This is a genomic window from Streptomyces sp. CGMCC 4.7035 (genome assembly GCF_031583065.1).
Lineage (GTDB): Bacteria > Actinomycetota > Actinomycetes > Streptomycetales > Streptomycetaceae > Streptomyces > Streptomyces yaanensis.
The window spans coordinates 3,993,992-4,015,268 of the sequence record NZ_CP134053.1; the positions used below are offsets into that span (position 1 = coordinate 3,993,992).

The 21,277-nt window shown below is 69.0% G+C and carries 20 protein-coding genes and 3 pseudogenes; 8 read left to right on the forward strand and 15 right to left on the reverse strand.

Annotated elements, in window-relative coordinates; genetic code table 11:
• Positions 1-13: 13 nt before the first annotated feature.
• Positions 14-559, forward strand: coding sequence for a PadR family transcriptional regulator (locus Q2K21_RS17145; RefSeq protein ID WP_310771656.1), 546 nt, complete (start codon positions 14-16; stop codon positions 557-559).
• Between the two features lie 15 nt (positions 560-574).
• Here the strand turns inward: Q2K21_RS17145 and Q2K21_RS17150 are convergent, their stop codons facing one another.
• Complete coding sequence (locus Q2K21_RS17150) at positions 575-1,591, reverse strand: fibronectin type III domain-containing protein (protein ID WP_310771658.1); 1,017 nt, start codon at positions 1,589-1,591, stop codon at positions 575-577.
• A 304-nt stretch (positions 1,592-1,895) separates the two neighbouring features.
• Between Q2K21_RS17150 and Q2K21_RS17155 the strand changes: the two genes are divergently transcribed.
• Positions 1,896-2,585 carry a glycoside hydrolase family 75 protein gene (locus tag Q2K21_RS17155; protein ID WP_310771660.1) on the forward strand — a complete coding sequence of 230 codons (690 nt, stop codon included), beginning with the start codon at positions 1,896-1,898 and terminating at the stop codon, positions 2,583-2,585.
• 76 nt (positions 2,586-2,661) lie between these two features.
• Here the strand turns inward: Q2K21_RS17155 and Q2K21_RS17160 are convergent, their stop codons facing one another.
• From Q2K21_RS17160 to dhaK, 3 genes are read right to left on the reverse strand one after another with little or no spacing between them, the layout of a single operon-like run.
• The gene (locus Q2K21_RS17160) at positions 2,662-3,078 is read right to left on the reverse strand and encodes a PTS-dependent dihydroxyacetone kinase phosphotransferase subunit DhaM (RefSeq protein WP_310771662.1); all 417 of its coding nucleotides are present in this window, start codon (positions 3,076-3,078) and stop codon (positions 2,662-2,664) included.
• Entirely contained in the window at positions 3,071-3,670 is a 600-nt protein-coding gene (gene dhaL, locus Q2K21_RS17165) for a dihydroxyacetone kinase subunit DhaL (protein ID WP_310771664.1), read from the reverse strand. Before dhaL ends, Q2K21_RS17160 begins: the two co-directional genes overlap by 8 nt.
• Positions 3,671-3,705: 35 nt before the next feature.
• Positions 3,706-4,698, reverse strand: a complete 993-nt coding sequence (gene dhaK / locus Q2K21_RS17170) for a dihydroxyacetone kinase subunit DhaK (RefSeq protein ID WP_310771666.1) — start codon at positions 4,696-4,698, stop codon at positions 3,706-3,708.
• A gap of 1,022 nt (positions 4,699-5,720) precedes the next feature.
• Here dhaK and Q2K21_RS17175 point away from each other — a divergent pair.
• Positions 5,721-5,933 (forward strand): hypothetical protein, encoded by a 213-nt coding sequence (locus Q2K21_RS17175; protein WP_310771668.1) that lies wholly within the window; start codon positions 5,721-5,723, stop codon positions 5,931-5,933.
• 71 nt (positions 5,934-6,004) lie between these two features.
• Here the strand turns inward: Q2K21_RS17175 and Q2K21_RS17180 are convergent, their stop codons facing one another.
• Both Q2K21_RS17180 and Q2K21_RS17185 read right to left on the reverse strand, forming a co-directional pair.
• Positions 6,005-7,618, reverse strand: coding sequence for a GMC family oxidoreductase (locus tag Q2K21_RS17180; RefSeq protein ID WP_310771670.1), 1,614 nt, complete (start codon positions 7,616-7,618; stop codon positions 6,005-6,007).
• Between the two features lie 73 nt (positions 7,619-7,691).
• A complete protein-coding gene (locus Q2K21_RS17185) occupies positions 7,692-9,128 on the reverse strand; it encodes an aldehyde dehydrogenase (protein ID WP_310771672.1) in 1,437 nt (478 codons plus the stop codon).
• A 371-nt stretch (positions 9,129-9,499) separates the two neighbouring features.
• Here Q2K21_RS17185 and Q2K21_RS17190 point away from each other — a divergent pair, with 371 nt between their 5' ends.
• Positions 9,500-10,168 carry a TetR/AcrR family transcriptional regulator gene (locus Q2K21_RS17190; RefSeq protein ID WP_310771674.1) on the forward strand — a complete coding sequence of 223 codons (669 nt, stop codon included), beginning with the start codon at positions 9,500-9,502 and terminating at the stop codon, positions 10,166-10,168.
• A gap of 179 nt (positions 10,169-10,347) precedes the next feature.
• Here the strand turns inward: Q2K21_RS17190 and Q2K21_RS17195 are convergent, their stop codons facing one another.
• Positions 10,348-11,310: an NAD(P)H-dependent flavin oxidoreductase gene (locus Q2K21_RS17195; protein ID WP_386275595.1), complete on the reverse strand. Its 963-nt coding sequence runs from the start codon at positions 11,308-11,310 to the stop codon at positions 10,348-10,350.
• A 325-nt stretch (positions 11,311-11,635) separates the two neighbouring features.
• Between Q2K21_RS17195 and Q2K21_RS17200 the strand changes: the two genes are divergently transcribed.
• Positions 11,636-12,124 carry a GNAT family N-acetyltransferase gene (locus Q2K21_RS17200; RefSeq protein ID WP_310771678.1) on the forward strand — a complete coding sequence of 163 codons (489 nt, stop codon included), beginning with the start codon at positions 11,636-11,638 and terminating at the stop codon, positions 12,122-12,124.
• A 383-nt stretch (positions 12,125-12,507) separates the two neighbouring features.
• The gene (locus Q2K21_RS17205) at positions 12,508-12,894 is read left to right on the forward strand and encodes a transposase family protein (RefSeq protein ID WP_386275839.1); all 387 of its coding nucleotides are present in this window, start codon (positions 12,508-12,510) and stop codon (positions 12,892-12,894) included.
• Here Q2K21_RS17205 and Q2K21_RS17210 read toward each other — a convergent pair.
• Both Q2K21_RS17210 and Q2K21_RS17215 read right to left on the reverse strand, forming a co-directional pair.
• A pseudogene (locus tag Q2K21_RS17210) lies at positions 12,806-13,536 on the reverse strand (DNA cytosine methyltransferase); the annotation flags it as partial. The gene Q2K21_RS17205 and the pseudogene Q2K21_RS17210 sit on opposite strands and share 89 nt — an antisense overlap.
• Positions 13,536-13,679 carry a hypothetical protein gene (locus tag Q2K21_RS17215; RefSeq protein ID WP_310771682.1) on the reverse strand — a complete coding sequence of 48 codons (144 nt, stop codon included), beginning with the start codon at positions 13,677-13,679 and terminating at the stop codon, positions 13,536-13,538. The gene Q2K21_RS17215 and the pseudogene Q2K21_RS17210, both read right to left, overlap by 1 nt.
• A gap of 937 nt (positions 13,680-14,616) precedes the next feature.
• On the opposite strand from Q2K21_RS17215, the pseudogene Q2K21_RS17220 reads away from it, so the two are divergent.
• Positions 14,617-14,844 (forward strand): annotated as a pseudogene (locus tag Q2K21_RS17220) (hypothetical protein); the annotation flags it as partial.
• 77 nt (positions 14,845-14,921) lie between these two features.
• Here Q2K21_RS17220 and Q2K21_RS17225 read toward each other — a convergent pair.
• Positions 14,922-16,493 carry an FAD-binding oxidoreductase gene (locus Q2K21_RS17225; RefSeq protein WP_310771684.1) on the reverse strand — a complete coding sequence of 524 codons (1,572 nt, stop codon included), beginning with the start codon at positions 16,491-16,493 and terminating at the stop codon, positions 14,922-14,924.
• Positions 16,490-17,389: an LLM class flavin-dependent oxidoreductase gene (locus tag Q2K21_RS17230; RefSeq protein WP_310771687.1), complete on the reverse strand. Its 900-nt coding sequence runs from the start codon at positions 17,387-17,389 to the stop codon at positions 16,490-16,492. The genes Q2K21_RS17225 and Q2K21_RS17230 overlap by 4 nt, the downstream gene beginning before the upstream one ends.
• A 64-nt stretch (positions 17,390-17,453) precedes the next feature.
• On the opposite strand from Q2K21_RS17230, the gene Q2K21_RS17235 reads away from it, so the two are divergent.
• A complete protein-coding gene (locus Q2K21_RS17235) occupies positions 17,454-17,804 on the forward strand; it encodes a winged helix-turn-helix transcriptional regulator (protein ID WP_310771689.1) in 351 nt (116 codons plus the stop codon).
• 146 nt (positions 17,805-17,950) lie between these two features.
• Here Q2K21_RS17235 and Q2K21_RS17240 read toward each other — a convergent pair whose 3' ends face one another.
• The 4 genes and pseudogenes from Q2K21_RS17240 to Q2K21_RS17255 form a co-directional block, all read right to left on the reverse strand.
• Complete coding sequence (locus Q2K21_RS17240; protein WP_310771691.1) at positions 17,951-19,105, reverse strand: low temperature requirement protein A; 1,155 nt, start codon at positions 19,103-19,105, stop codon at positions 17,951-17,953.
• Between the two features lie 131 nt (positions 19,106-19,236).
• Positions 19,237-19,881 carry a TetR/AcrR family transcriptional regulator gene (locus Q2K21_RS17245; RefSeq protein ID WP_310771693.1) on the reverse strand — a complete coding sequence of 215 codons (645 nt, stop codon included), beginning with the start codon at positions 19,879-19,881 and terminating at the stop codon, positions 19,237-19,239.
• 105 nt (positions 19,882-19,986) lie between these two features.
• The gene (locus tag Q2K21_RS17250) at positions 19,987-20,613 is read right to left on the reverse strand and encodes an acyl-CoA dehydrogenase family protein (RefSeq protein WP_310771695.1); all 627 of its coding nucleotides are present in this window, start codon (positions 20,611-20,613) and stop codon (positions 19,987-19,989) included.
• Between the two features lie 16 nt (positions 20,614-20,629).
• Positions 20,630-21,163: pseudogene (locus Q2K21_RS17255) on the reverse strand (SDR family NAD(P)-dependent oxidoreductase); the annotation flags it as partial.
• Positions 21,164-21,277: the final 114 nt, after the last annotated feature.

Sequence of the window (21,277 nt, forward strand, 5' to 3'; positions counted from 1 at the left end):
CTAGGATGGGCCCATGTCACTCCCGCACGCGATCCTGACCGCCCTGCTGGAGAAGCCGTCGTCGGGGCTCGAACTGACCCGTCGGTTCGACCGGTCGATCGGCTACTTCTGGTCGGCGACCCACCAGCAGATCTATCGCGAGCTGGGACGGCTCGAAAGTGACGGGCTGATCCGGGCCCTCCCCAGCGAGCAGCCGGCCCGCGGGCAGAAGAAGTCGTACGAGGTCCTGCCCGCGGGCCGCGCCGAACTCGCCCGCTGGACGGCCGCGCGACAGGACCCCAAGCCCGCACGCGACGCGCTGCTGCTGCGGCTGCGCGCCGCGGCCGTCGTCGGCACCGACGGCATCGAGGCGGACCTGCGCCGCCATCTCGACCTGCATCAGCGGCAGTTGGCCGAGTACCGGGAGATCGAGGAACGCGACTTCGGGCCCGACAGGGACTCGGCGCAGGACCGCCTCCGGCATCTCGTGCTGCGCGCCGGCATCGACCTGGAGACCTTCTGGACCCAGTGGCTGACCCATGCCCTGGACGAGTTCGGGGAGCTGCCCGGGCACGAATAGCCGTCCTGGCCGGCGTCAACGGCCCGTCGTCACCGCCCGCTCCGCCGAGAAACCGCCCCACGTGCCGTCCGGCAGCTTCGCCCGGATCCGCACCCGGTAGGTGACTTCGGCCTCCCGGCCCACGTAGAAGCTGTAGGTGGCCGTGGAACGCGGCACGGTGCCGCCCCAGACGAGCGAGGTGGCCGGTTGTCCGTCCAGATGGATCTGATACTCGGTGATGACACCGTCGGCGTCCGGCGGCACCCACGTCAGATCGAGGTAGTACGCCCCGTCGGCCCGGTGCGTCGTGGCACGGAAGCGGGACGGTTCGGTGCCCTTCCCGGCGTCGGAGCCGGGCGCGGTGGTCAGCCGCAGTTCGTCGCTCGCCGGTGAGAGGTTGTCCGCCGCGTCCCGGGCCCGGACGGTGAATGAGTAGAGGGTCCCCGGCCGCAGTCCGGTGACCACGGTGGCCGTCTGACCGCCGCCCACACTGTGGATCTTCGAACCGCCCTGGTAGATGTCGTACGACGCCACGCCCCGGTCGTCGCTCGACCGTCCCCAGGCCAGCTGGACCGCCCGGCTCCCCACGGCCTTGCCACGCGGCCGCCCCGGGCGGGACGGCGCTCGTTCGTCGGTGGCGACGGCCGCGGGCGTCGTGGCGCGAACCTCCCGACTCGCCGGACCGAGGGCGCCGTCGGCGCTCCGGGCCCGGACCGTGAAGACGTATGTCGTCGAGGGTGTCAGCCGGGTGACGTCCACCATGTGCTCGGCACCGGGCACCTCCCTCACCTTCCTGGTGCCGCGACAGACCTCGTACCCGGTGATCGCCGGACCGCCGGACAAGCGGTTCCACATCACGTGCACGCTCGTCGCGCTGCCCGCGACGGCGGTCACCCCCATCGGGGCCGAGGGCAGCCGCTCGCCCCCGCCGTCACCCCCGTCACCCCAGGCGCAGGACGCGAGGAGCAGGACCGAACCGCAGATCACCGGCGCCAGAACGCCTCGCACAGGCCTGCCCCCTCCATGGGAGATTGGTCTGTACCTGTATGCCATGACTGACGCGCGCACATCAAGAGGTGAGGGTGGTGCTCACCGGGGCGCACCGGCCTACGTATGCTGACCTTGACGCGGTGCGAACTCACTTGCCCTTCAGGGCAGTTCGTGCCGACGGCGCGGTCCGCTGTCGTCGCCGATCCCGCGCCGACGAGCGCGGTCGAGGGCCGGGGCCCGATGCGGCCCCGGCCCTCCACCGCCCTACGGCCCTGTGCCCCGTCCGGCCCTCTTTCATTGGACGTGCGCCGGGTAATGGCACCACGGTGGTGAGTGATCAATGCCCCCCAGGAGAGGGTCTCTCATCGTGCTCGTCCAGTCACTGACGCTGGCCGCGGCCGGCGCCTCCTTGCTCATACCCGCCACAGTCCCCACCGCCGCCCACCGACACGGACCCCCGTCGTCCTACAAGGGCACCGTCCGAGCCGCCGACCTGCTGGCAAAGGTGCGCGGCTGTACCCAGGTGTCACGCGGCCGCTACCGCAGCGACCAGGGCGCCCGGGCCGACATACCCGTCTGCGCCACACACGGTGCCGTGTTCTGGAAGGCCGACATGGACATCGACTGCGACGGACGCCCGGGCCTCGTGTGCAACGCGCGGACCGACCCGTCCTTCTCCCAGGGCACCGCCTACCTGCAGTCCGACGGGCGGTCCCTGAGCGCCGAGACCCTGCCCTACATCGTGGTGCCCCTCCCGAGCACCATCTGGGACCATCGCGCGTACGGCGTGTACGGCGGTTCCGTCGCCGCCGTGATCTACGGGGATCGCGTCGAGTACGCGGTCGTCGGCGACAAAGGCCCGAGAGGAATCATCGGCGAAGCCTCGTACGCGACCGCCAGGGCCCTCGGGATTCCCCCCGATCCGCGCTTCGGCGGAACGGACTTCGGGGTGACATACATCGTCTTCAGGAACTCCCGCGTGTCCCCGATCCAGGACCACGACGAGGCGGTCGCCCAAGGGAAGGCACTGGCGCGGAAGTTCCTGCTCGAGAACTGATGCCACAGCTGAGCCGAGGCCGGACATGACGGAGCCGCCGCCGGTCCGGCGCGGCAGCGGCTCCCACGGAACGCCGTCACTCCTTCCGGTACGCGTACGCCTCCGTGGCCGCCGCCTCCACCGCCATCAGGTCCGCGCCCGCCGAGGCCGTGACCACCGCGGCGACCGCGCCCTCCACGAAGGGGGCATCGACCAGCCGGGTGTTCTCCGGGAGCTCGTCGCCCTCCGCGAGGAGTGCCTTCACTGTCAGGACCGCACTGCCCAGGTCCATGAGCACGGCGACCCCCGCTCCCCGGTCCACGGAGGCGGCCGCCGCGGTGATCAGTTCGGCGCTCGTGCCGAGTCCGCCGTCCACGGCGCCGCCCGCCGGGGCGACCGGAGCGGTCATGCCGCCGCCCGCCAGCCCCTTGGCCAGTTCGGCGACCGACTCGGCGACGGCGGCGCTGTGCGAGACCAGCACGATCCCGACCAGCTTCTTCACGCTGTTACTCACCGGCGGCCTCCACGAGTGCGGCGATCAGCAGGGCCGAGGAGGTGGCACCGGGGTCCTGGTGCCCGATGCTGCGCTCGCCCAGATAGCTCGCCCGGCCCTTGCGGGCCTGCAACGGTGTCGTGGCGAGGGCGCCCTCCTCGGCGGCGGCGCTCGCCGCCCGGAACGAGGCGCCGAGCGCGTCCACCGCGGGCACCAGGGCGTCGACCATGGTCTTGTCGCCGGGCGCGGCTCCGCCCAGCGTCATGACCGCGTCCACACCCGTCCGCAGCGCGTCGGTCAGCTGCTCCTCGGTGACCTCGGCGGCGTCCCCGAGGGCCTTGCCGGTGCGGCGCAGCAGCGTGCCGTACAGCGGACCGGACGCGCCGCCGACCGTCGAGATCAGTTGTCGGCCCGCCAACTGGAGTACCGCGCCGGGCGTTGCCGGCGCCTCCTTCTCCAGGGTGACCTCGACCGCGCGGAACCCGCGCTGCATATTGGTGCCGTGGTCGGCGTCGCCGATCGGCGAGTCGAGCGCGGTCAGTCGCTCCGCCTCGCGGTCGACGGCCGCGGCGGCCGCCGTCATCCAGCGGCGGAAGAATTCGGCGTCGAGCACTGGATCTCCTTGCCTGGTACGGACGTTGACCCCACTCACCTGCCCCAGCGCAGCCCCGGTGTGCTGACCGGCGCGTCCCACAGCCGCAGCAGCTCCTCGTCGACCTGGCACACGGTGACCGAGGCGCCCGCCATGTCGAGGGACGTGACGTAGTTGCCGACGAGCGTGCGGGCCACGGGGACGCCGCGCTCGGTCAGGACCCGCTGCACCTCCGCGTTGTAGCCGTACAGCTCCAGGAGCGGGGTGGCGCCCATCCCGTTGACCAGGACCAGTACCGGATTGCGCGGCTGAAGATCGTCCAGGACGGCGTGCACCGAGAAGTCGGCGATCTCGCGCGCCGTCATCATCGGGCGCCGCTCACGCCCCGGCTCGCCGTGGATGCCGATGCCCAACTCCAGCTCGCCCGGGGGCAGATCGAAGGTGGGGGTGCCCTTCGCGGGTGTGGTGCCCGCGCTGAGCGCGACACCGAAGCTGCGGGAGTTCTCGTTGACCTGCCGGGCGATGGACTCCACGCGCTCCAGCGGCTGCCCCTCCTCCGCCGCCGCCCCCGCGATCTTCTCCACGAACAGGGTGGCGCCGGTGCCGCGCCGGCCCGCGGTGTAGAGGCTGTCGGTGACGGCGACGTCGTCGTTGACGAGGACCTTCGCGATCTGGATGCCCTCGTCCTCGGCGAGCTCCGCCGCCATGTCGAAGTTCAGCACGTCACCGGTGTAGTTCTTCACGATGAACAGCACACCCGCGCCACTGTCCACGGCCGCTGCCGCGCGCACCATCTGGTCCGGAACCGGGGAAGTGAACACCTCGCCCGGACAGGCGGCCGACAGCATGCCCGGGCCGACGAAGCCCCCGTGCAGCGGCTCGTGCCCCGACCCGCCACCGGAGACCAGCGCCACCTTCCCGGCCACCGGGGCGTCACGCCGTACGATCACCCGGTTCTCCACGTCGACGGTCAGCTCGGGATGCGCGGACGCCATGCCCCGCAGCGCGTCCGTGACCACCGTTTCCGGGACGTTGATCAGCATCCTCATGGGTACCTCCTAGGCGGCTTAGCAGGTGGCCCTCTGACCTGCGTTTTCGCTGGTTCAGAGGCGATGTCTTCACTTGACGATCTTGGCGGTCGGCGGCGGTCGGAAGCGGGTTCCGGCGGTACTGATGCTGACTCGATGCTGACTTTGATGACGGAGCGTCAGGTAGTCGTGGCGCGGTGGACAAGCGGGGGCTGGAGTCCTGCTGAGGGCAGTATCGACCTTGCGGCAGCGAAGGTCACGTCCGTTGCTGCTGTGGCTTGCCGCCCGCGTGCACCGTGGGACCGTTGGCTGAGCTGGGCTGCCTTTGAGGTCGCGTACCACAAGGAGACGAAGAACCCTCTGGCAGCCCCCGAGCCAACGATCACGCGTTCTACAACCGTTTGCGCAGGTGGGGTCCTTGTGGTCCCGGTGCTCGATGGTGTTCGTGATACGCGTGTGACAGAACAGGCGATGCAGACCCCGGCTGGGTCGCCCCAGCCGGGGGTCTGTCGCGTCTGAGTCCGGCCCGGCCGCATGTACGTCGCCCAGTTCGAAAGTAGGGGATGGATGGTCGGCAGCGTTTGCTTCCGTCGGTAGCTTCCTACTGGCCTGAGAACCCGTCCGCACCGTAGGTGGTGGAATCGACCCGCAACATGGGGGCGGCGGCCGCCGCGTCGGCCTCCGCGTTTTCCCGAGACGGCGGTGCGCTCTCGACGCTGGCAGCGGACCGCGTCTCCGGTACGACGGGGCTTCTGACGTCGAGTGGTCTCGGCTGTGGCTGTCCGCCCTGGGACCCCTGTGGGTGCAGGGCACAATGGATCGCACGTCGTTTCTGGCGTGTGCTCTGGGGAGGGGCGTCGCGGGGTTCTTCGGGGACCTCGACATGGACTGGGAGCACGACGGCTCGACTCGGCATCGCTGGGTCGCGCTTTCCCGTGAGGGCTTCGATGCCTTCTACGCCAAGAACCCGCATCGGCCCCTGAGCGCCGCCGAGGTGCAGCGGCGTGCGGGCCTCGCTGCGTTCTTGGACTCCTGCAGTGAGGATGAGCTCATCGAGGAGGTGCTGCTTCCGCTGTTCCGGCAGCTGGGGTTCCATCGGATCACTGCGGCCGGGCATCGGGACAAAGCGCGACTGCATCACCGAACTCGACAAGGTCCTGCCCCTCCTCATGGACGCGGAAGAGCTCCGCTACTACAAGCGCCTGCACCGACTGGCGACGACTACCTCACAGATCGACCTGCGTCTTACCGAATGACACAACTCTTAGTAGTGCTTTGTTGGCTGGTCAGGCATCCTCCGCGAGACAGGGCTTCAGAAACGTCGAGTTCAGCAAGGCCGCTCCCCGATCAGCTCGGCAGCCTTTTCGGCGATCATGATCGTGGGTGCGTTGGTGTTTCCACTGGTGACAGTCGGCATGACCGAGGCGTCGACGACGCGGAGTCGCTCGAGTCCGTAGACCTCCAGGTCCGAATTGACGACGGCGTCGTGCCCGGTTCCCATGGCACAGGTGCCCACTGGGTGGTACGCCGTGGCACTCCATCTGCGGACGTGCTCTTCGAGAGCCACGTCGCCCAGGCCGTCCAGACAGTCCAGGTCGTCACTGGCCGGCAGGTACGACCGCGCCAGGTGTTCGGCGAACGGTGCGCAGTGGGCGATGCCCATGACCGCTCTGAGTCCGGCGACCATGACCGACGTATCCGCGGGCACGTCGAAGTACCGGGGATCGATCAGCGGTGGGGCCTGCGGATCGGCCGACGCGAGACGGACGGTGCCGCGGGTCTGCGGGTGCAGGGGGATGCAGTTCACCGTGAACACCGGCCGGTCAGGTTCTTCCTCACCGCTGAGAATGAGTGCCGTGGCCCCTCCTATCAGCTGGACGTCAGGACGGCTTTGGCCGTCCGTGACGTTGAGGAACGCGCCGACCTCGCCGTAGTTGGAGGCGAAGGGCCCGTCGCCGTGTGTGCGCCACCGTTCGAGGTTGTCCGGGGTGAGCAGGTCCCGGACGATGTCAGTGGAGTTCCGGGTCTCCCACACGACGGGAGCCATCAAATGGTCCTGCAGGTTATGCCCGACCCCGGGCAGGGGGACTCGGACGTCTATCCCCACATCGTGCAGCTCGTCGGGATCGCCTATGCCCGACAGGAGCAGCAGCTGGGGCGAGTTGATGGATCCGCCGCAGAGCAGAATCTCCCTGTCGGCGTGGGCCGTCCGTTCCTGTCCGTCCCGGAGATAGGTGACGCCGACCGCGCGTGATCCGTCGAGTGTGATCTTTGTTGCCAGGGCGTTGGTGCGTACCGTGAGATTGGGTCGGCCGAGGGCCGGGCGCAGATAGGCGTCGGCCGTGGACCACCGTCGCCCGTGATGGCATGTCACCTGGTACAGGCCGGCGCCGGCAGGGGACGCACCCGCGAAGTCGTCGTTGCGGTCCAGTCCCCATTCCACGGCGGCGTCCAGCCAGGATTGTGAGAGTTCGTGGGTGTAGACGCGGTCCTCGACGTGCAGGGGTCCGTCCGAACCGTGGTAGGGCTCGCTGAGGCGGCGGTTCGACTCGGACTTCATGAAATAGGGCAGGACGTCGTCGTAGCCCCAGCCTTTCGCACCGTGTTCGTCATGCCATCTGTCGTAGTCGTGCCGGTTGCCCCGGCTGTAGATCATGACGTTGGTGGATGACGAGCCGCCCAGTGTCTTGCCCCGGGGCCAGGAGAAAGTGCGCCCCGGCCGGGGCTGCTCGACCGTCCGGTAGCTCCAGTCGGTATGCGATCCGAAGAGCATTCCGAGCGCGGCCGGGATGTGGATGAGGTCGTCGGTGTCGGGGCCGCCCGCTTCGAGGAGCAGCACCTGAACGCGGTCGTCACGGCTCAGGCGGTCCGCGAGCACGCAACCGGCGCTGCCGGCGCCCACGATGACGTAGTCGAATCCTTCGATTCCGGTGGAAGTCATGCTGGTTCCCTCGCCCGGCGAGCGGCCGTCGCCCGGACTCGCCCGAGCCGGGCGACGGATGCCGGCTGTCGCATCAGGGGTGGTAGATCGACTGGAATTGCTGGTATGCGTGAAGCCCCTCGGGCCCCAGTTCGCTGCCGAGTCCGCTGGCCTTCCTGCCTCCGTAGGGGGAGGTGACGTCGGGCAGATAGCCGTTGAGCCCGACGGTGCCGGTCCGCAAACGGCGGGCCACCTGGGCACCGTGATCCAGATCCGTGGTCCAGACGGTGCCGGCGAGGCCGTAGGCCGACTCGTTCGCCAGGCGCACTGCCTCGTCCTCGCCGTCGTAGGGCGTGATCGTGAGGACCGGGCCGAAGATTTCTTCCTGCGCGATGGTCGATGAGTTCTCTACGTCGGCGAATACGGTGGGTTCGACGAACCAGCCTCGATCGAGGCCGGGTGGCCGGCCTCCTCCGGTGGTGAGCCGAGACCCTTCGTTGAGGCCGGTCTTGATGTAACCCAGGACCCGTTCGCGCTGGCGCCGGCTGACGAGGGGGCCGATCTGGGTGTCGGGGTCGAGCGCGTCACCGACGACGGCGTCACGGGCCATCGCCGTACAGAACTCGACCACTTCCCGATACCTGCTGCGGGGGGCCAGGATCCTGGTACTCGCGTAACAGGTCTGACCGTTGTTCAGCAGACTGGCCATGAAGAACTGCTCTGCGGTCGCGGCGAGGTCGGCGTCGTCGAGGACGACGGCGGCGGACTTGCCTCCCAGTTCCAGGGTCACCGGCCGCAGCAACTCGGCGCATACGGCCGCCACTTGGCGTCCCGCTCTGGTGGATCCGGTGAACGACACCTTGTCGATGTCACGATGGGAGACCAGATAGGCGCCGGTGTCGCGGCCGCCCGGAACGATGTTGATCACGCCGTCGGGGATGCCCGCTTCCTCGACGGCCTCCGCCAGCAGCACCGAGTCGAGGACCGTCTCCGGAGCCGGCTTGAGGACGACCGCACAACCGGCCGCCAGAGCCGGGGCCACCTTGAAGAAGGCGATGGTCTGAGGGAAGTTCCAGGTCATGATGGCGGCTACGACGCCTGCGGGTTCCCGTCGGACCAGGGTGGTGCCCCGGGGCAGTCCGGCACGCAGTTCCTCGGACGTCATGCTGTCGGCCAGAGCCGCGTAGTAGCGCAGCAGGGCTGACGGCACCACACCTTCGAAGGACCGGGCGACAGTGATCGGCATGCCGTTCTGCGCGCTGACGGCGGCGGATGTCGCCCCCCTCCTGGCATCGAGCGCATCCGCGAGACGGATCATGGCGGCCGCGCGATGTTCAGGGCCCCACGAGGCCCAGCCGGTCGGTGCGTCGAATGCGGCACGAGCGGCTCCGACCGCCCGGTCGATGTCGTCCTGGGAACCGTCCGGCACGGCACCAAGATGATCGCCGGTACTCGCGGATACGACGTCGATGACACGGTCGCCGGACGTGTGCACCCAGCGTCCGCCGATGAACAGATGGTTGGGATCCATTGGTGAACTCTCCCCACGGCATGCCATGGGACCACGACACTCCGTGGTGTTCGATACGTGGATGACCAGCGGGCACGGGGGTGCTCAGCGCGGTACGCAGGCCGCTGCCGGTCATGACTTTCCTGCGCGGTGGCCCAGCGCGTCGAACCTGCGGGTGGGCCACATCTGCGACGCCCCTTGCGGCTGGTACCGGCCCTGGGAGGAGCGCTTTCGTGGTTCACGACTGAATGAATTCGACATTACACCCATCTGGGGTAGCCTGTCACCAGATGGGTGTAATACGGGAGGAAACGCCATGGCCGGGGGCCGGACCGGCGGCTCAAAACCTCACACGAGGCCACTGAGCATCGCGGTCGGCAGGCCGGGCCCCGGTGCGTGACATCGCACCATCACCTGGACGCCTCAAGGAGAGGTGGCACACCGTGAGGACATATGGCGGAGCCACGGCGGAACAGCGCGCTTCGCTCCGCCGTCGGCGCCTCATGGAAAGCGGTCTCGAACTTTTCTCCAGCCAGGGATACGCCCACACCTCCATCCGTGCGGTACTCCGCCACGCCGGACTGAAGGACAGGTACTTCGCGGAGAGCTTCACGTCCCTCGACGATCTCATGGCAGCGCTCATGAGAGACATCTACGAGGAACAGATCACCCGGTGCACCGAGGCGATCGCCACAGACCAGCCACTGCGCGACCGGGCTCGAAACATGATCGACGTCATCACCGGGCTTCCTCTGGAAGACCCGAGAAAAGGGCGCGTCAAACTCACGGAATCCCTGGGGGCCGGTCCCCTCACGGCACGCGAACGGCGTCTGGGCCTGCAGCGCATGAGCGGCCTCGTGGACTCCCTCCTGAGGGAAGGGCTCCATGATCCCCGGATCGACCCCACCACCCTGTCCGTGGCCGTCGTGGGCGCGGTCAGCGAGATGCTGCTGAGCTGGTTCAATGGAGTTCTGGACATCTCAAGGGAGGAACTGGTGGATCAGAGCCTCCTCCTCTTCGAAGCCATCACCGAGCACGCCTCGGCGACATCACGAGAATGACAGAGCAGCCACCGTCAGCAGCTCCCAGAGACCATCCGCAACCATGCGTTCACCAAACTCAGCCGACCGCATCCACCGGCATTCCGCCACCTCCCCGCCGCCATCCCGCCGGTGGCGACTCAGTCGTTCACGACCGGATCGTCGAGCCTCGTCGTCCCCGCACGAGCGGGGGTTGCTCGTCAGCTCAACAGCGATCGAGGCCGCGAGCCCAGGATTGCCTCGGCCTCGTCACCGATCGTGCGGACCACTTCCGCGGCGGGACGGACGGCATCGACGAAGATCGCCGACTGGCCATAGAGAATCGCGCTCGTGTCAGGGTCGGGCGGGCCCTCAACGGGACTGACCGCCCTCGGGGGCGCGAATTCCTCTTTGCGGTCCCGCAGCGTCGCCTCACGCTCCGACCACTCATCGGTGAACCGATTGCGGCGGACTCGTTCACCGATGGTCGCCGGCCACGGCAGCCCCGACACAATGTCGTAGGCCCGCGTCCATACGGTGTCGCCGCCATCACTCTCGACGATCAGACGCTTGTGGACATCGTGTACCTCGATGGCTTCGGGCGTGGCGAGAAACGCCGTGCCCAGCCAGGCGCCGTCCGCCCCGGCGGTGAGGACGGCCGCGAGTGTTCGGCCATCGCCGATGCCCCCTGCGGCCAGCACCGGAACATCGGGGTAACGCCTCACGATCCCGGCCAGGAACGGCAGGAGTCCCATCGTCCCGGTATGGCCACCGGCCTCGGTACCCTGCGCCACGAGGACATCGGCACCCGCGGCGACGGCCGCCCGTGCGTCATCGTAGTTCTGTACCTGGCACATCACCCGGGCTCCCGCGGCCTTGGCGCGAGCAAGCCACGGCTGCGGGTCGGCGAACGACAGCGCGATGACCTCTGGTCGCTCTTCCAGAGCGGCCTCGAAAAGCGGTTCGGTGAAGGGGAGGAACGGCGTGATGAAGCCGACTCCGAACGGGAGGTGAGTCGTGGCACGGATGGTCGCGATCTCCGCACGGATCCAGTCAGGCCCTTTCCAGGGATGTGTACCCCCGAAGGAGCCGAGCCCGCCGGCCGCGGAGACCGCTGCGGCGAGTGTTCCGCCGCTGTGCAGTGCCATCGGGGCCGCCATCACCGGGTAGGTGATACCGAACATTTCGGTAAATCTCGTATGCAACATGGGTAGACGCTAGCGAATACAGCGAGCCCGGCCCGCCAGAAGTACGCCGTCTCGCCCGCGCGAAGCTACTCGATCGCGCAACACACGGTAGGGGAATGCACGCGCCATTCTCCGCGGACGGTGCGGTGGGCAAGTAAGAGCTGTTCGGGCGTCCAGTTGCTGCTGGCGGGCGGCCGACTCGGCGGCAGTGACGTGGCCGATCGGGGCCTGGGCGAGCGGTTCCCGGGAGCGGTGCGGGAACGCCTGCCCGAGCAGCCGACCCGCCGCACGAAGGCACTCCCCGGTGCGAAATACTCTCCCGATGAGTTCACGCACTTCCCCGATCAGCCAGCCGATCACGATACGGAGGGCCGTCGCGCGGGATGCCAAACGGCTCACGCGGCTCGTGCGTGGCTCAGGCGCCTACGAGGGTAAGTACGCAGCCGCAGTCGCGGGCTACCGGGTCGGTCCTGATTACATCGAGGCCCACCGCGCCTTCGTGGCCGTCGGCGGCGACGAGCATGGAGGCCGGGTCCTCGGGTTCTACTCGCTCGTCCTCGCGCCACCGGAGCTCGACCTGCTGTTCGTCGCCGACGAAGCGCAAGGACGGGGCATTGGACGGCTGCTCGTGGCGCACATGCAGTCCGAGGCCCGTGCCGCCGGGCTCGACCGTCTCAAGGTCGTGTCGCATCTTCCCGCCGCGGACTTCTACCGCCGCGTGGGTGCGGTGCGGACCGGGACCGCGCTCGCGAACCCGCCCGCCGTGCCGTGGGACCGTCCCGAATTCGAGTTTCGCATTCCTTCGGAATGACGCGGTGTGCCGGTTGGCAGGGCACCGGCTTCGCCTGCATGGTGGCCGGCATGCAGGAGCCGCTGGACGCCGCGCGCTCCGTGTGTGCCGTCGCCTCAATGACCCTTGATCCCAGGGCTCCGTCGTTCTCGCGGTTGGCCCGGAGCCGCGGGTATGGGCTGGATACCCCAAGTCGGCGGTGGTGAGCGGTTCGTGACGGTCGGCGGATACGCCTGCAGGCACGGCTTCCGGTGATCATGGAGTGTCGAGTTCGCTGATCACCACAACGGAAGACCGTGCCTGCTGCGCCATCATCACCCATCCCCGTCGGGTTGGGCCAACTCGCGGGACGTGATCGTGCCTGCCCCGACGAACTGCCCGACCTTCTGGCCCGGCTGTCCCGCGTGCCCGACCCGCGCCGCCGCCGGGGCCGTCGTCACCCGCTGCCGTATGTCCTGACGGTTGCCGCCTGCGCGGTCCTGGCCGGGGCAAAGTCCCTCACCGCGATCGCCGAGTGGGCTGCCGATGCCTCTGACCGGCTGCTGTTCTGTTGCGGGGCCGCGCTGTGTGATCCGGACCGGCCGTTCCGGGCGCCCAGCGAGGCGACCATGCGCCGGGTACTGCAGCGCATCGACGGCGACGCGTTCGACGCAGCGATCGGCGGCTGGCTCACCGCTCGTGCCGCCGTCTCCCGCGCCGCCGCTCGGGGCCGCCTCCTGGCCCGCCGCCGGCGCACACGGTGGGCACGGGCCGATCGGTCGCACCCCAGCCCAGCGCCTCGGCCATGCTGACCCACCTCGCGCGGCCCGGCCCGAACAGTGACTCAGGTTCCTCGACGTGGGCGTGCGTGGGCGGCGGGGGCTCGGCCGTCCGAACCCGGGACGCGAGCAGGATCGCCCGCCGCCTCGTCTGGGGAACGCCGTAGTCAGCCGCGTTGAGAATGCCGGTCCACACGGAGAATCCCCACCGGCGCAGAACGGCCGCTTATTGCCGCCACAGCGGCAGAATGTCGGGGACCTCCTCCATGGCAACCCACTCCGGTTCGCCCACTGTGTTCAAGGCATGGAGGTAGCGCATGGGCTCTGCGGTCGGCAGACTGCGCTCGTCCCGGCAAGCGGCGAGCAGTTTCTCGCGGGTGTCCCGCCCGGTGGCGAGATCCGCGACCGCCTGGTGAACCAGCGGCTGGTCCACCGGGCCGAGGCGCTTGCCGGCCATCGACCATGCCTGGCAGGGAGGGCTCGCGATGAGCCCGACGGTCTTCCCGATGAATGGCTGGACCGGATACATGGCCACGTCCGTGCGAATGGTCAACTGCCCAGCCGCAGCACGGTCTTGCAGGCCCATTCGTCCCATTCCAGGCCCACGTCCCGTACGCCGAGGATGGTGAGAGCGTGGCTCCATCCACCCGGTCCCGAGAACAGGTCCAGGATTATCAAGCGGCCAGCCCGAAGTCGTCCTGCCCCGGCTCGACTTCACCGCCGCAGGCCCACGGGGAACAGCCGTCGATGACGCGCTGCTCCAGGTCTTCCAGGTCCGATTGGGTGTCGGTGAGTTGCTGCTGCATCGTCGCCACCACGTCCTGCCATTCCTCTGGGGAGTTGTTGCGGACGTGGCGCCATTGGGCGTTTCCGTGGAACGGACAAGTTATTGAGAACCGAGACAGGGGTGTGACCTTTCTATGCCGGTACTGGCAGGGCATCGGCTGCGGTGACGGCTGGTAGGCCGTGCGGGTAACGGGAGTGGTTGTAGCTGTCAGTGACGGGGTGTGGAAGGCTGCGGTGGTGGCAGAGCACTGGATCGCGGTTGTTGGCAGCAGCCCCGGCGTGCGGAAGACGACGCTCTGCGGTAACCGCCGTCGACGCTCAGGCTGTATCGAGCTGACGAGTTCTCCAGAGATGGTCTGGGAATCCTGTCTCAGCTGAGAACCTGGGGGGCGTCGTCCCTCGTCGTCAGTGAGGGAAGTGACGGTGACGGTGCACACGACATGAGACAGGGGCGGATGGATGGATGCGGGGGACTTCATCTCCGCTGCCGGCGCGCTTGTTGCTGCTGCCGCAGCGGCGGTGGGCTGGTGGCAAGCACATAGCGCAAGACGCGCCGTCGAAACTGCCGAGGCACAGGTCAACGTGATGCGCGACCAGCTCGCTTTGGAGCGTTCCCTGCGAGACGACAGCCTCAAGCCCCGCTTTGAAATCACGCATGCCGCGGCCATGCAGTTCCCCGGCAACCCAGGTCGACTGTCAGTTGAGATTGCACAGACCGCCGGAGTGCCACTTGACGACGTGAAGGTGGAACTGTACGCGGGCAGCAGGCAGATCGCGCCTGATGAGGCGAACGACACCGTCTACTCCGCGCCTGGCAGCAAGATCATCGTCCGTGCTCACCTCGATGCCGGGATCGCGCAGACTCCCGCCATCCGCATCGAACTATCCGGAAAGGAAGCGCGAGGCACCCGGCAGTGGTCTGAAAGGATCGTTGCCCATCCGGCCGTCACGGTCAACAGACTGCTCCCAGGCGCTACAACCCCGTCGGGCCTGCCGCACCGGGTGCCCAGGGCCGATCTGGTCCACGGGAACAACGCATCGACCCCACAGGGGGGTCCGCAGGTCTCTCGCGCTCCCGATGACGTCCGGGGCAGGCTGAGCAACCTACGCCGCGGCATCCAGCAGGGGCGCAAGGCAGGCATTGAGAAGAAGGGCCAGAGCTCCGGTCCCGACCGCACCCACAACCAGGAGCGTTAGTGTGGGCCACCGGCGAGCTAGTTGACGCTCTGCGACAGTGGGAAACTGCCCCACGGGATCGGGGCCATGACTGCAGGCTAGACCTGTCCGATTCCACATAAGGCACCCGAGGCAGCTCGATTTAGGTGGGTTGCGTCCTGTGGAGTGGTGTACGGGCTCCCACCTGATCCGGGCGTTTGCCCTGGCCCGGAAGGGCTTCTGCGCGACCCCGGCGGACACCTCGACGAGTCGGCCGTCGGGGTCGAAGAACCGGACGCGTGTATCTCCATTACGGGGTGCAGTGAACAAAGGGGGATGGTCGCCCGCAGCGGGTGCCGCGGGGCTCTGGGTCGGTGAGATCGATCAGGTCGGCGGTCAGACCGACGGCCGGGGGCGCAGGACGCCGTCGGGGTCGTAGCGCTTCCACAGGTCGGTGACGCGGGTGCCGGTGGAGCGAACGTGGCCTCGTCGGGGGCGCTCTCGAAGTTCACATAGGCGCCGTCGGTGTGCCGGGCGAGCGGGGTCGAGGCAGCGGCCAGCGTGGCACGGTCGTCCGGCGGGAACGCCGAGGCGATGACGAGTGTGTTCTGGTGGCGGTGGGCGAACGCCGTGGCCGAGGGAGCCGGGTCGTGGGTCGCGCCGCCGAGCGAGCGCAGCTGGATCAGGACCGGGTCGGGGGCGGCCGACGCGGTGACCAGGGCGCGGGCGGCGTCCGGGGTCATGCCGGTGAGCAGTCCGTTGGTGGTGCTGGCCGGCATCTGCCCGGTGTTCGTGTGCTGATGGTGCGGTGGAACCAGCTCGGTGTAGGGGACGATGTGGGCCTGCTGGGCCGTCACGTCACCGATACCGAGCAGCGGTCCGACGGCATCACGGATGACGGACGCACGGTCCGAGGACACGACCGCGGTGACGAACGCGGCGGTGGTGGTGCCCTGCGAGGCCAGCATCACCGCCGTCGACAGCTCGCGCGGCGCCCGCTCCATGACCTCGGCCCAGCGCCGCAGCGTCTCCCCGGCGGGGTCCACCGCCGCGACCAGCTGCGCGTAGCCGACACCACGAACCTCCATGGCCTCGATCTCGAAGGCCACCGCGATCCCGGCGCCCGCGCCGGCCCCGCGCATCACCCACAACAGGTCGGGCTCGGTCTCGGCATCGGCGCGCACGAACGTTCCGTCGGGCAGGACGACCTCCACGGCACGGATGTGGTCGACGGTGAGCCCGTACCGTCGTACCAGCCAGCCGACGCCGCCCCCGGTGGCGATGCCGCCGACACCGACGTTGCCGTGGTCACCCGAGCTGATGGCGAGCCCGTGCGGAGCGAGCGTCTGGGCGACCTGGGCCCAGCGGGCACCCGCCTCGACACGGACCAGACGGGAGCCTCGGTCGAGGACGTCCACCTTGTGCAGCGCGCTCAGGTCGATGACGAGGCCGCCTTCGTTGGTGCCGCTGCCGGACAGCCCGTGGCCGCCGCTGCGGACCGCGACCCGAAGTCCCGTCTCCCGTGCGAGCCGCAGCGCCGCCGCGACGTCGCCCGCGGATTCGGGCAGCACGACGGCGGCCGGGCGGCCCACGGTGGTGTAGGTGGACCGGAGCATCCGGTAGCGCCGGTCGTCGGGCGTGACCGTCTTCCCGGCCAGCTCGGCCGGCAGTGTGCCGAGGGCGCCGTTCATCGTCCGCTCCTGACGGCGTCGACGCGCTCGCGCACGGCGGGCACGATCTCGTCGGCGAAGAGCGCGAGCTGCCGCTCCGGATCGGTGGCGGGCCAGAAGACAAAGGTGTCGAAGCCGAGTTCCACGGTCCACTCGGTGAGGGTGTCCACCCAGCGCCGTACATCGCCGACCAGCCCGGTTCCCTCCCGCTGCTCGCCGATCACACCGATCACGTTGTAGACCCGCCGCAGCGTCCCCGGGTCGCGACCCGCGCCGGCGGCCGCCTCGTCGATGATCCGCTGCCGGGACGGGACCTCCTGTGGCGGGACATAGATGTTGAGCGGAGAGATCCAGCCGTCGGCCCCCCGGCCGGTGAGCGCGAGCATCCTGGGCTTCTGGGCGCCGAGCCAGAGCTCGACGGGCTTCGGGGGCACCGGTCCGGCGCGGTAGCCGTCGACGGAGTGGTACGGGCTGTGCAGTTGTACGGCGCCGTCGGACAGGGCCGTGCGCAGCAGACCCAGGGACTCCTCGGTGTACGCCACCATGTCCTGGCCGCGTCGCGCCGGTCCGCCCATCGAGGCGATGGCGTCGGGGATGCCGCCCCCGCCGACACCGAGCTGGATCCGTCCGTCGGTGAGCACGCTCAGCGACGCGGCAGCCTTGGCGAGCATCACCGGCGGCCGCAGCTGCAGGTCGGCGACGTCGGTGAGGAAGGAGATCCGGTGCGTGAGCGCGGACAGGTGCGTGATCAGGGTCCAGGCGTCGAGGTGACCGGGCTGATAGGGGTGGTCCTGGACGGCGAGGTAGTCGAGGCCCGAGTCTTCTGCTCTCCGGGCGAGGAGCCGGGTCTGCGGCCATACCCCGGCAGAAGGTTCAAGGCTCACTCCGAAGGAGAGTGGGCGTTGGTAGTCGGTCATGCGTCTACAGTGCGCCGGACCGCTCCCACGCCAAAACGATGGGTAAGGTGCTAATCTTTTGTAAGTGGAAACCATTCATGACGACAGCTGCCCGAGCTTCGAGGGCACCCTCGAAATGATCGGCCGCCGCTGGACGGGTTCGGTACTGCAGGCCGCGGCCCAGGGCGCCCGGCGCTTCGGCGAGTACCGGGCGATGATCGACGGCATCTCCGACCGCCTGCTCTCCCAGCGCCTGAAGGAACTCGAGGCGGCGGGCCTCATCGAGCGCACCGTCATCCCCACCACTCCGGTACAGGTCCGCTATCGGCTGGCCCCGGACGGCCAGGCGCTGGTGGACGCCCTGCTGCCGCTCGCGCAGTGGAGCTTGCGACGAGGCTTCGGCACCAGGGGCTCCGGCAGGGTTCCGGCGGCCTGACCTGTCGTCGGCCGGCGCGGTCAGCCCGCCCGTCCGGCCGGACCAAGGGGCGCTCTCGGGGGCGGACAAGCTCAGCGACGAGCCTGGCTGTCCGCGTCTTCGCAGGCCAGGGCCGGTACTGGTTGCGTCGGCCCGTCCGGCGCGGTTCAGGGGTTGCGTGCCATGAGGTGGTGGTCCACGGCGGCGACCCCGGCCAGCACGCCTGTGACCGCGGTCATGCCGGCCCACCCGGCGAAACCCGCCAAGGTCCCCAGCGGCACCGCGCCGGTCGCCCCGACCAGGCGGTCGACGATCCGTCCGCTTCCCAGCAGTGCACGGTAGATCGCGTGCCCGACGAGGAAGACCGCGGTACCCGACCCCAGCCACCACCGGTTCGCATGTCCGTCGAAGTGGTGGATGGCGTCGGTGATGCCGGCTGCGACGAGGATGATGCCGACGATCATCACCAGGTGCCCGCCCGTGAACGCGTAGTAGGCCAGCATCTGCCTCCGGTGCTCGGGTGCCTTCTCGAATTCGGACTCGGCCTTGGTCTCGTCACCGTCGAAGTACACCCACCACACACCCGAAGCCACCGAGATGCCCAGTGCCACCCCCAGCGCCAGGGAGGTGCCCACCGGGTGGCTCTGCGGGCTCTGGGCGCCGATACCGACGGCGACCACTGATTCGCCCAGCACCACGAGCAGGAGGAGGGCATGGCGTTCCACGAAGTGGTGCGGCTCGATGACGAACCCCCGGATGCGCCCCAGGAACGGCGAGAGGTAGAGGACGACCACTGCCGCCGCCCACGCGATCCAGCCGCTCGTCTCGGGCAGGTGCGGCGCGAGGAGGACGAGAACGCCGGCCACGGCGTTGAACGGCGCGTTCCTGATGATGGCCTGCCGGGCGGAGGGGACGCTGGTCGTGACGTACACCAGGCAGTGGATGGCGACCACGGCCAGGTACGCCAGGGCGAATGCCCAGCCCTCGGGTTCGAAGGCGTACGGAACATCCAGGCCCATGATGAAGAAGGCCATCATCGCGAGCGTCAGAAGGAGGCGTACGGGCACCGCGTCGGGCCGCACGGCGTTGGTGAGCCAGCCGAACCCGCTGAACATCCACCACGCGACAACCAGGGGGAAGAGTCCCTTGAGGAGGCCCTCCCAGCCGGGATGCGTCTCCACCGCGTGCGTCACCTGGGTGACCATGAAGACGAACACGAGATCGAAGAAGAGCTCCGGTTCCGTGACGCGACCGCTGGCACTCTCGGCAGCCCACAGGCGTCGACGTGCGCGGAAAGCGGTGGTCCGTTCCGTGGCTCTCATGAGTAACCCGGTCTCCGATGTGGGCCAGCTGTGTCTGCTGCGACGAGGGCTGGGCACGCTTGCACTCCTGACGGTGGACCGAGTCCGGAATCGCTGTATGTCGTGGGCGGCGCCGGGCGGCAGGCGGTCCGTCAGCCTCCGGCTGGGTCTGCGGCGGGCCGGCGGTAGACGCCGTACCAGTAGACGCGGGCCAGCTCTTCGGCGACAGCGGCGTCGTCGCTGCCGTCGCTACCGGAAATCTGCTGCGTGATGACCTGGTCGCCTCCCTTGACGATCGCCTTGGCGGCGAGCCGGGGGTCGATGTCCCGGGGAGTCCGGCCGGCCCGCTGCTCCTCCTCCAGCACCGTCACGAGGTTGTCGACGAACCGGTCCTGGTCCGCGTTCCACGCCTCACGCACCAGGGGGTCGTACGCGGCCACCTCGTTGATCGCGGACATAAGGGCCGAGTGCTCGCGGTAGTGCCGAAGGATCAACTCGTAGGTGCGCGCCAAACCGTCGACACCGCCCCCGGGGCCGGTGGGCCTCCAGGCCGCCGCGATCTCGTAACTCTCCTTCTTGAGCGAGCCGCTCAACCGGAGCAAAACGTCCACCTTGTCACGGAAGTACAGATAGAACGTCGAACGGGAGATGCCCGCGGCCTTCGCGATCTGCTCCACGCTCAGCTCGGTGTACGTGACACCACTGCGCAGGCATTCCCCGATCACGGACAGAATCCGCTTCTCGAGTGCCGCCCGTCGGTCGGCCGCACTGGAAGGACGGCGGGTAGTCGAAGCCATGCCAGCATCCTAGAGAACCGACCGGCGACCGGACCTCGCAGGTCAGCGTATGCGGCCCTGAGCGCCGGGCGCTGCCACCCCCCTGCGCTCAGGACCGCGGTGGACTCAGACCATGAGGCTCACTCGCTCGCTCACGCCGAGCAGCGTCTTGCCGTAGACCTCCAGGCCGACCGCCGGGACCAGTCCGGCGTGGCGCGCGGCGACGTTGGCGTCCCGCCAGACCCGCTGCAGCGGCCGGTCGTCGGCGAAACCGGAGGAGCCGTGGGCGTTCAGCAGTGTGCTGATCGCTTCCAGCACGTGCTGTGCCGCCAACCCCGCGCGCGCCCTGATGTACGTGCGTGCCGAGTAGTCCAGCGGCCGGCCGGATCGGGCGGCCTGGTCCACCTCGTCCGCGGCCCGATAGGTGTGCAGGCGGGCCGTCTCCAGCTTGAGTGCCGCTTCGGCCACCTGCATCTGGACACCTACCGAGTCGGCCTGCCGGCCGTGGACGGTGAAGGACAGCGGCTTCGCGGTGGCGTCGCCCACCACCGTTCCCAACGCGGCCTTGCCCAGCCCGAGCAGTGGTCCGACCAGGCACAGGATGAGCATCGGCCCGAACGCCGACGCGTACAGCAACGCGTCCCGGAGGGTACGCGGGTAGACGCCCTCCGCGGCGGCGGGTACCGACAGCACACGGTGCTCGGGTACGAACACGTCCTGTGCGATCAGGGTGTTGCTGGCGGTGGCCCTCATCCCCGCGGTGTTCCACGTCGATGGCCGTGACGTGGATGCCCAGCTCAGCGACCTCCTGGGCGAGCGAGGCGGCGATGCCCTCGACCGCGAACTTGGAGCCGTGATAGGCGGACAGACCGGGGTACGTACGCAGACCGCCCATGGAGGTCACGAACAGGATGTGACCGTCACGGCGCTCGCGCATGCCGGGCAGGACGGCCTGGGTGACCGCGATGACACCGAAGACGTTGACGTCGAACTGGTGGCGGAAGGTGTCGAGCGGGCTCTCCTCGAAGGTGCCCTCCACCCCGTAGCCGGCGTTGTTGACGAGCACGTCGATGCGGCCTATCTCGTCCTCGATCGCCCTGACGGTCGGCGCGATGGCATCGGTGTCGGTGACGTCGAGCATGCGGGCGTGGGCGCGTCCCGGGGCGAGCTGCTCGAAGGCGGCTGCCTGGTCCGGGCTCCGGACGGTGCCCACGACGGTGTGACCGGCGTCGAGGGCGGCGGTGGCGAAGGCGCGGCCGAGGCCGCTGCTGACGCCGGTGATGAGGAACGTACGGGACATCATCTCTCCGTTGGAATCATGGGGTGTCCGATGACGAGCGCACAGGCCTGTCGAGCGCGATGCGCGCGACCTTGATGAGTGCTCGTCCGTGAGGAGGGGCCAGCGCTGGTCCGAGGG

What these genes read in the sequence shown, in the direction of transcription:
- Q2K21_RS17185 (WP_310771672.1), bottom strand. Translation starts at nt 9,128, where the DNA reads ATGGATCCCAACCATCTGTTCATCGGCGGACGCTGGGTGCACACGTCC.
- dhaK (WP_310771666.1), bottom strand. Translation starts at nt 4,698, where the DNA reads ATGAGGATGCTGATCAACGTCCCGGAAACGGTGGTCACGGACGCGCTG.
- Q2K21_RS17200 (WP_310771678.1), top strand. Translation starts at nt 11,636, where the DNA reads ATGAGTTCACGCACTTCCCCGATCAGCCAGCCGATCACGATACGGAGG.
- Q2K21_RS17225 (WP_310771684.1), bottom strand. Translation starts at nt 16,493, where the DNA reads ATGAACGGCGCCCTCGGCACACTGCCGGCCGAGCTGGCCGGGAAGACG.
- Q2K21_RS17240 (WP_310771691.1), bottom strand. Translation starts at nt 19,105, where the DNA reads ATGAGAGCCACGGAACGGACCACCGCTTTCCGCGCACGTCGACGCCTG.
- Q2K21_RS17230 (WP_310771687.1), bottom strand. Translation starts at nt 17,389, where the DNA reads ATGACCGACTACCAACGCCCACTCTCCTTCGGAGTGAGCCTTGAACCT.
- Q2K21_RS17180 (WP_310771670.1), bottom strand. Translation starts at nt 7,618, where the DNA reads ATGACTTCCACCGGAATCGAAGGATTCGACTACGTCATCGTGGGCGCC.
- Q2K21_RS17150 (WP_310771658.1), bottom strand. Translation starts at nt 1,591, where the DNA reads ATGGCATACAGGTACAGACCAATCTCCCATGGAGGGGGCAGGCCTGTG.
- Q2K21_RS17195 (WP_386275595.1), bottom strand. Translation starts at nt 11,310, where the DNA reads ATGTTCGGTATCACCTACCCGGTGATGGCGGCCCCGATGGCACTGCAC.
- Q2K21_RS17245 (WP_310771693.1), bottom strand. Translation starts at nt 19,881, where the DNA reads ATGGCTTCGACTACCCGCCGTCCTTCCAGTGCGGCCGACCGACGGGCG.
- Q2K21_RS17145 (WP_310771656.1), top strand. Translation starts at nt 14, where the DNA reads ATGTCACTCCCGCACGCGATCCTGACCGCCCTGCTGGAGAAGCCGTCG.
- Q2K21_RS17175 (WP_310771668.1), top strand. Translation starts at nt 5,721, where the DNA reads ATGAGCTCATCGAGGAGGTGCTGCTTCCGCTGTTCCGGCAGCTGGGGT.
- Q2K21_RS17250 (WP_310771695.1), bottom strand. Translation starts at nt 20,613, where the DNA reads ATGAGGGCCACCGCCAGCAACACCCTGATCGCACAGGACGTGTTCGTA.